Source organism: Campylobacter sp. BCW_4341 (assembly GCF_001764255.1).
Taxonomy (GTDB): domain Bacteria; phylum Campylobacterota; class Campylobacteria; order Campylobacterales; family Campylobacteraceae; genus Campylobacter_D; species Campylobacter_D jejuni.
In genome coordinates this window covers 1-8,354 of record NZ_MKAH01000009.1, presented here as the reverse complement: position 1 = coordinate 8,354, position 8,354 = coordinate 1, and the positions used below count along the sequence as shown (strand labels likewise).

The following is an 8,354-nucleotide window of genomic DNA, read 5'->3' as shown; positions in this document are numbered from 1 at the left end:
AGGTCGCTTAGCTCAGTTGGTAGAGCGCCACCCTTACAAGGTGGATGTCATAAGTTCGAGTCTTATAGTGACCACCATTTTATAAAATCATAAATAGGTTTTATAATCTCTACTTCTTTACTTTGGATGCAGCGGTAGTTCAGCTGGTTAGAATGCCGCCCTGTCACGGCGGAGGTCGCGGGTTCGAGCCCCGTCCGCTGCGCCATCTTGCTTGGTAACAATTTTATAAGTATAATTTGCAAAATAATAAAAAATAGAGCTAAGGAAAAAAATGCTTATTATTGGACATAAATTATTAAAAAATTTAGATTTTTCTTTTATTGAAAGTGTTGAAGAAGTTAAAGATAATAAAGTTTATTGTATTGTTTATGATGAAAAATTGATTTCTTATTTAAGTCAAAATGATTTTGAATTTGCTATTTTAGTTCAAAATAAAGACGAGATATTTTTAGCCAATGCTTTAGGAGCTAAGTTTTTGCTTTGCAATGACAAAAAACTTGCAAAATTTGCTAGCAAGGTTGCAGAATTTTATGTTTTTGATAGTAGGGTTTTAATGATTGTTGATAAATTAGAGAATTTTAAAAAATTTTATAAATTAAAAATCGATGGAATGATTTTAAAAGATAATATAGATAATTTTCCTAAAAACTGATAAATTCTTTTGTAAAATAAGTGCTAATTGACGAGGTTTAAATAATGCAAAAAAAATCTTTTTTGAAAATTTACGGATTAATTCCTTTTTTACTTATAGCATTCATCAATGCTTTTGTGGATTTGGGACATAAAATTATTATTCAAAATACTATTTATAAGGCCTATGAAGGAAGCGAGCAGTTATTTTTAAATGCTATAGTTAATGCTTTGATTTTACTTCCTTTTATTCTTATGCTTTCTCCTTCGGGTTTTTTAGCGGATAAATATCCAAAAAATATTGTAATGAAAATTTCAGCAATTTTCAATGTTGTACTCACTTTAATAATTTGCATTTGTTACTATAGCGGTGCTTTTTGGATGGCTTTTATTTTTACTTTTATAATGGGAGCACAAGCAGCGATTTATTCACCAAGCAAATACGGTTTTATCAAAGAACTTGTAGGAAAAGACTTTCTTGCTATGGGCAATGGTGTAATTAATGCAGTAAGCATTATGGCAATCTTAGCAGGAATGGCTTTATTTTCTTTAAGTTTTGAAAGTCTTTATAGCTCTACGTATAATCAAACAGATGAAATTTTAAAAGAAGTAGCGCCTTTAGGAATTGTGCTAATTTTATTTTCTTGTATCGAAGTATTTTTTGCGTGGCGTTTACCTAAGCTCAAACAAACAAATAAAGATTTAGTTTTTAATAAAAAAGACTATATTCATGGAAAACTTCTAATAAATAATCTTAAGCTTGTTTTTAAAAATAAAACTATTTGGCTTTGCATAATAGGAATTTCATTTTTTTGGGCTATATCTCAACTTTATCTTGTTAGCTTTCCTGTCTTTGTCAAAAATGAACTTTTCATAGAAAATACTTTTTATGTGCAAATTTCACTCGCTTTTTCTGGTATAGGAGTGATTTTAGGCTCTTTAGTAGCTGGTAAATTTTCAAAAAATTATATAGAACTTGGACTTATCCCACTTGGTGTATTGGGTATGTTTTTAATGGCTTTTTTAATGCCTTATTTTATAAGTTTATTAAGCTATAGTTTTTTATTTTTCTTTTTTGGATTTTGCGGAGCTCTTTTTATCATTCCTTTAAATACTTTAATCCAATTTCATGCCAAAGAAAATGAATTGGGACAAATTCTTGCAGGAAATAATTTTTTTCAAAATATTGCCATGTTGGGATTTTTATTTTTGGCAACTTTATTTGCAAAATTTGAAATCAATGCGGTTTATTTGTTTTATTTTATTACTTTGGTAACCTTTATAGGAAGTTTTTACATACTTTTAAAACTCCCCTTTTCTTTAGTGCGTATACTTTTAAGCATAGCTTTTTTACAACGATACCGTTTGCTTGTGGAAGGTTTTGAAAATATACCAGAAAAAGGTGGAGCTTTGCTTTTGGGTAATCATATTTCTTTTATTGATTGGGCTGTTATACAAATGACAATTCCAAGAAAAATTTATTTTGTTATGGAAAGAAGTATTTATTCTAAATGGTATATTAAAATTTTTCTTGATAAGTTTGGTATTATTCTTGTATCAAACACAGGAAGTAAGACGAGTTTAGAACTGATAGTAAAGCATATCAAAAAAGGTAATTTAGTTTGCTTGTTTCCTGAAGGTACACTTTCACGACATGGACAATTAAATGAATTTAAAGTAGGATTTGAATTAGCTTGTGAATATTTAAGCGAAGATGATGGAAAAATTATTCCTTTTTATATAAGAGGACTTTGGGGTAGCGCTTTTTCAAGAATCGATGAAGAATTTTCAGCAAGAAACCGTACTTTAAATAAAAGAAAAATTGCTATAGCTTTTGGTAAAGCTATGCCTTTGCATTCTAAAAAAGATGAAGTTAAAGCTAAAGTTTTTGAACTTTCTTTTATAGCTTGGAAATCACAATGCGAAGCTATGCATACTATAGCAAGATCTTGGATAGATACGGCTAAAAAAAATCTAAATCAAATAGCTATTATTGATACATTAGCCGGAGATATTTCTTATAGAAAAATGTTGTCTCTTAGTTTATTTCTTAATTTTTTTATTAAAAGAAAATCCAAAGAATTAAACATTAACCCTCAGCGTGGAAGTTACGCTCCTAAAGAGGAAGCTATAGGAATTTTACTACCTGCTTCTTTTGCAAACTCTTTAACCAATCTATCTGTTTTAATCGCAGAAAAAATTGCAGTAAATCTTAATTTCACTGCTGGAGAAAAAGCTCTAAAAGCAGCTATAAAAAATGCGCAAATTTCACAAATTTATACTTCTAAAACTTTTTTAGAAAAATTAGCAAATAAAGGTATAAACCTAAATTTCGATACAAATATACATTTAATTTATTTTGAAGATATTATAGAAGATTTTAAAATGCAAAAAACTAAAATTTTTAGCATGATGTTAGCAGTTAGTGTCATGCCTGGTTTTATACTCAAAACCATCTTCACCCCCTCAAAAAACAATCTTGCCATCGCAGCTATTTTATTTAGCAGTGGAAGTGAGGGGTCTCCAAAGGGTGTTATGCTCAATAACCGTAATATTTTAAGTAATATAGCACAAATTTCTGATGTGCTTTGCACAAGAAATAATGATGTCATTCTCTCGTCTTTACCACCTTTCCATGCTTTTGGGCTTACAGTAACTACGTTTTTACCTTTGCTTGAGGGTATTAAAAGCATCACTTTTGCAGATCCAACTGATGCCTTAGGGGTTGCCAAAGCTGTTGCTAAAAATAATGTCACTATTATGTGTGGAACTTCAACCTTTTTAGGAATTTATGCAAGAAATAAAAAGCTTGATGCTTTAATGTTTGAAAGCTTAAGAATAGTTGTATCGGGCGCTGAAAAACTAAAAAATGAAGTAAGAACTGCTTTTGAAATGAAGTTTAAAAAAAGCATTTTTGAAGGTTACGGGGCTACGGAAACTACACCTGTAGCGAGTGTAAATTTGCCGAATCGTTTTGATGCGGATTATTGGCTTATACATCGTGCCAATAAAGAAGGAAGCGTAGGAATGCCTCTACCTGGAACTGCGGTACGTATTGTTAATCCAAATAATTATGAAAATTTAAAAACAAATGAAGATGGACTCATACTTATAGGCGGTCATCAAGTTATGGTAGGCTATCTTAATGACAAAGAAAAAACCGATGAAGTTATTAAAGAAATTGATGGTATAAGATGGTACAACACGGGAGATAAGGGACATTTGGATGAAGATGGTTTTTTATATATTGTCGATCGTTATTCTCGCTTTGCAAAAATTGGCGGAGAGATGATTTCTTTGGGTGCAATAGAAGAAGAAATTGCCAAATTCATAGATACTGAAGTGGTTAAATTTTGTGCCACATCTTTAGAAGATGAGAAAAAAGGGGAACAAATTGCTTTACTCATAGAATGTAATAATGAAATTTTTGAAAGAGTATGTGAGATTATAAAAAATTCTAATATACCTACACTTTTTAAACCTAGATATTATTTTCAAATAGAAAAAATTCCCCTCCTAGGTTCAGGAAAAGTTGATCTTAAAAAAGTTAAAGAATTAGCTAAAAATTTAGCCATATAATTTGAGCTTATAACAAAGCCCAAATTAAAATTGGCATAGAAACAAAAGCAAAAAGAACTCCAAAGGCTACAGCACTTACGGCTAAATTGCTATCTAGTTTAGCTTTCATTACCATAGCTCCTGCTAAGGTCATAGTAGGAGCTGCGCTTTCTATAATAGCAACAATGGTAGAATTTTTTAATTCTAAATTAAATATTTTTAAACAAAATACAAAAAATAAAGGAGCTAAAATCATTTTAGCAAAGATGACAATTACTGTAGGTTTGTAAGAGGTTTTAATCGCCATAAAGCCAAGTCCTAAACCTATGGCAAAAAGTGCAACAGGGGTTGCAGAAGCGCCAAATAAACGAATAGGAGAGAAAATAAATTCAGGTAAAGTAATTAATTTGCACAAAAAACCAAAAAGCAAAGCTAAAAAAGGTGGAAAACTAAGAATTTTTTTAACATTAGCAAGTAAACTGACTTTTTCTCCATTTCCCAAAGAAAGTATAAAAGGTCCAAAAAGTGATATAGGTAAAGTTGTGGCTAAAGCATCGTAAAATATAACTTCAGCGCTAAATTGTGGGTCATTAAATATACCAGCAACAATAGGCATACCCACAAATATAGTATTTCCAAAACAAGAAAGCAAAAACATACTGACTAAAGTTACTTTAGAAAAATGAAAAACTTTTCCAATAAGAATAGCAAAAAAAGCTGCTAGTATACAACTAAACAATCCAATAAAAATAAAAATAATCAATGAAAAATCAAAATTTAAATGATATGCTTTATCGAAAATCAAACAAGGTAAAGCAAAAATAATAGCAAAATCTAAAAAAGTCCTAGCTTGTTTTTGCTTTAAAACGCCAATTCTTTTGGCAAAATATCCGCCTGCAAGTAAAATAAAAATTGTAAATAATGGTATAAAAACAAACATTGAATAATCCTTTTTAAGGGATGGTTTTTGAAAACGGATAGAATTATATTCTTTATACTTAAAAAAAATCTTAATATTTTTTAAGTTTTTTAAAAAAACCAATATTTTTTATTTTTTGTAACTTTAAGAAATTGTAAGTTGAAATTTGATTTTAAATAGTTAGTATTTTAAGTTAAATGATTATAATTTTAAATAATGGTGCGGTTAGCGAGATTTGAATAATGCTAATAAAAACACTACTATACAATATTTATAAATAGCATAAAAATAAAAAGTTAGGATAAAAGTTAGGAAAATTATAAACATTATGTTTATTCCTATTTTTTTAATATTTTTACCATTGTATTTAAAAGTGTATATTAAAGAGTTGATTGAATATATACCGCTCCCGCTAAAAGAAGCGAGAGCATAGGCGAGTGATTGATTGTTATATATTGTTTGAATTGGAGTTTAATTTTTTTCAATTTCTTCAAGATTATATAATGGTTTTCTTACATTTGTACTAATTTTATATTCCTTAATATATCCTGACTTAACCCAATTTCTAATTGTTAGGATATTTACATTAAGCATCTTTGCTATTTCTTCTCTATTATAATATTTTTCAACCATTTTTCCTCTCCTTTTTTTTGGGGGGGGGGTCTTCTATTTTCTGAAAATCGAGAATGGTTTCTTTTGATATGTAATAACCTTTTTCTAATTTAAAGCTTTTTAGAACACCTCTTGAGTTCCATACACGAACTGTTGTATGGGTTACAGAGTACATTTTTGCAACTTCATCGACAGAATAATAGCCTGCTCTTTAAAGCTTCCATCTTCTTGTAGTTTTTTAATTATTTTCATTCTATTGTTATCCTTTCTAAATTTTTTTCTATAAAATCTTTTTCAAGCAAATAATATTTGTTAATGTTTAAAGAATTTTTAGCTCTTGTAACTGCCATATACAAAAGATTTAATTCTTCTTTTGCTATGGTAATTTGCTCTCTTTCTTCAAGTTCTTGCTTGATGTTTAAAAAATCATCAATAATTTCAATATTGTTCCATTCCAAGCCTTTGCTCTTGTGTCCTGTACTTAATATCAAATCAGCTTGTTCTTGTTTTTTAACACAACTTTTTTCAATATCTTTAATAAGCTTTATAATATCGCTATGTACATATTTAAAAAGAACAAATATTTTTTGTTTTAAGTCAACCTCTTTAGTTTCGTTGATATATTCAAGAAGTTCTTTTAAGTCGGCAAATTTTGCAATAAACTGATTTTTGATATATTTGTGTTTTTTAAAAAGAAGATTTTGTATGTCTAATAACTCATCAAAACTATAACTATTCACCCCTCCCACAAAAAATAATTTTTTATTTAAATTTTCTACTGCTATATTAAATAGTTTAGCATTAGTTCTGCATATTATAGCTTTTGCTTCATTTTCATTATTTTCCTTTCTTGGTTTTAGCGTTCCTTTAAAATCTCTTGGAGCATTTAAAATTCCCAAATAAGAATTGGCAATAGTAGCTATGCTTTGTGGGCATCTAAAGCTTTGAGTTAGATATAAAATATGAGATTTTGGCATAGATGCTAATACTTCTAAGGAATTTACAGCACCTCTGAATTTATAAATGCTTCGGAATGTATCTCCTATAAAAACTTTTTTAGCTTGCTTTTGGTTAAGAGCAATGTCGATAACACAAGCGTTGATATCCTGTGCTTTATCCACTAAAATAAAATCATATTCTAGCTTTGGTTTTGTAAGTTGAATTAAAAGAAGTTATAAATAATTATTTGTATAGCAAAGAACTTGAAAATATAGATTTTACATCTATAAAATTGTTTGAAGGACTAATTGCAAAATATAAATTTTTTACACTGAAGATAAATTAAATACAATAAAACTAAAGTTTTATGAAATTGTTGGAATAAAACTTAAAAACATCAATAAGATAAATCAAGATAAATATTTATTATCAATTTCTGATGTTGTATGTAGATTATATGAAATTTTATTTATATAGATAATATTATATTTAAAGAACACTTTATTGTTTTATAGGCGTATTTTACTAGAATTTGTAGAATATTCTTTAGATTATCAAGATGAAATGCAAATAAACGATATAAAAACGACTTTTTTAGTCAATTTTCTTAATTATTTAGAAAATAATTCAAAAAATGGCAATAAACTATCAAAAAAAACAAAAATAACTTATTTGAGAGTATTAACTAGCTTTTTTTATAAGCGATAATAATGATGATTTGTTTATTTTTTCCTTTGATATGAAGAAAATTAGATTTAGAACAGAAAAATCAGAAGAAAAATTAAATTATCTTAATGAAAATGAAATTATAAGGCTAAATAATGTTTTAGAGAAAGAAAAAGCAAAAAAAGAAGTTTATAATAGTTTTAGAAACTCTTTACTGATAAAACTTATGCTTTATGGAGGACTTAGAATTTCTGAAGCTTTAAATGTAAAACTTTGTGATTTTGAAGAGGTTGAAGATGAAATATTAAAAATATCCATAATAGGCAAGGGCGGTAAAGAACAATTTGCATTTATTAAAAAAGAAGAAGTGGATGATGAGCTTGAATATTTTAAAGAAAATATCCAAGATAGTGATTACATAATGCAAACTAGCACAGGAAAACATTTAAATAGAAGCAATGCTTTTTTGATTGTAAATAATATTTACGCTAAAGCTTTGATCAGCAAAAAAGGACTTCATTTGCTTAGACACACTTTAGCCATGAGATTAACAGCCAAAGGAACAAACCTTGTGGTCATACAAAAAATTCTAAGACATGCAAATCTAAATACTACTACTATATATGCCAAAGCAACAAATGATACAATAAAAGCTGCGTTATTGAATAATTAATTTTTCTAAAATTGAGTATTTGCATAGACTTCAAGAAGAAGTCTATGTGTTTAAAATTGTTCTAATAAAAGCTTAGGCTCTCCGCCAAGTATTTTGATGAAATTTGCAATTCTTGATTGTATTATTTCTACGGAATACATACCTCCTAAACCGCCTAAAGTATAAAATAATTCTTCGAAAATGTCTTCTTTGTTAAATTCAAGTTCTTCTATGTCAATAAGATCAGGAGTTCGGCTACATTTTTGTAAATTTTGATATATTTTGACTAAAATCTTGATTTTTTGTAGATTACTTTCAGCCTCTAAATAAGAATTTAAGTGTATTATTAGGGTTTTTATGAGTTTTTCTCTATTTTCT

Annotated in this window: 6 protein-coding genes, 2 tRNA genes and 2 pseudogenes; 5 read left to right on the top strand and 5 right to left on the bottom strand. The window is 28.1% G+C overall.

Annotated features, from left to right (window positions below; all coding sequences use genetic code 11):
• Position 1: 1 nt before the first annotated feature.
• The 4 genes from AJN70_RS01490 to AJN70_RS01475 all read left to right on the top strand — a co-directional run bounded on the left by AJN70_RS01490 (position 2) and on the right by AJN70_RS01475 (position 4,209).
• Positions 2-77: transfer RNA gene (locus AJN70_RS01490), tRNA-Val, on the top strand.
• A gap of 51 nt (positions 78-128) precedes the next feature.
• Positions 129-205: transfer RNA gene (locus tag AJN70_RS01485), tRNA-Asp, on the top strand.
• A 66-nt stretch (positions 206-271) separates the two neighbouring features.
• Complete coding sequence (locus tag AJN70_RS01480) at positions 272-652, top strand: hypothetical protein (RefSeq protein WP_070233912.1); 381 nt, start codon at positions 272-274, stop codon at positions 650-652.
• 44 nt (positions 653-696) lie between these two features.
• Complete coding sequence (locus AJN70_RS01475) at positions 697-4,209, top strand: acyl-[ACP]--phospholipid O-acyltransferase (protein WP_070295398.1); 3,513 nt, start codon at positions 697-699, stop codon at positions 4,207-4,209.
• A 7-nt stretch (positions 4,210-4,216) separates the two neighbouring features.
• Here the strand turns inward: AJN70_RS01475 and AJN70_RS01470 are convergent, their stop codons facing one another.
• From AJN70_RS01470 to AJN70_RS01460, 4 genes and pseudogenes are all read right to left on the bottom strand, one after another.
• Positions 4,217-5,128, bottom strand: coding sequence for an AEC family transporter (locus AJN70_RS01470; protein ID WP_002861688.1), 912 nt, complete (start codon positions 5,126-5,128; stop codon positions 4,217-4,219).
• Positions 5,129-5,578: 450 nt separating this feature from the next.
• The gene (locus AJN70_RS09565; RefSeq protein WP_153882520.1) at positions 5,579-5,740 is read right to left on the bottom strand and encodes a helix-turn-helix domain-containing protein; all 162 of its coding nucleotides are present in this window, start codon (positions 5,738-5,740) and stop codon (positions 5,579-5,581) included.
• Positions 5,733-5,909: pseudogene (locus AJN70_RS10035) on the bottom strand (helix-turn-helix domain-containing protein); the annotation flags it as partial. The gene AJN70_RS09565 and the pseudogene AJN70_RS10035, both read right to left, overlap by 8 nt.
• Before the next feature lie 58 nt (positions 5,910-5,967).
• Positions 5,968-6,840: a 3'-5' exonuclease gene (locus AJN70_RS01460; protein ID WP_002881700.1), complete on the bottom strand. Its 873-nt coding sequence runs from the start codon at positions 6,838-6,840 to the stop codon at positions 5,968-5,970.
• A 304-nt stretch (positions 6,841-7,144) separates the two neighbouring features.
• On the opposite strand from AJN70_RS01460, the pseudogene AJN70_RS09305 reads away from it, so the two are divergent.
• Positions 7,145-7,997: pseudogene (locus AJN70_RS09305) on the top strand (tyrosine-type recombinase/integrase); the annotation flags it as partial.
• A 50-nt stretch (positions 7,998-8,047) separates the two neighbouring features.
• Here the strand turns inward: AJN70_RS09305 and AJN70_RS01450 are convergent.
• Complete coding sequence (locus AJN70_RS01450) at positions 8,048-8,335, bottom strand: hypothetical protein (protein ID WP_186821006.1); 288 nt, start codon at positions 8,333-8,335, stop codon at positions 8,048-8,050.
• Between the last annotated feature and the right edge of the window lie 19 nt (positions 8,336-8,354).

Excerpts from the sequence above, each read along its gene's own strand:
- AJN70_RS01480 (WP_070233912.1), top strand. The coding sequence starts at position 272 with ATGCTTATTATTGGACATAAATTATTAAAAAATTTAGATTTTTCTTTT.
- AJN70_RS01475 (WP_070295398.1), top strand. The coding sequence starts at position 697 with ATGCAAAAAAAATCTTTTTTGAAAATTTACGGATTAATTCCTTTTTTA.
- AJN70_RS01470 (WP_002861688.1), bottom strand. The coding sequence starts at position 5,128 with ATGTTTGTTTTTATACCATTATTTACAATTTTTATTTTACTTGCAGGC.
- AJN70_RS09565 (WP_153882520.1), bottom strand. The coding sequence starts at position 5,740 with ATGGTTGAAAAATATTATAATAGAGAAGAAATAGCAAAGATGCTTAAT.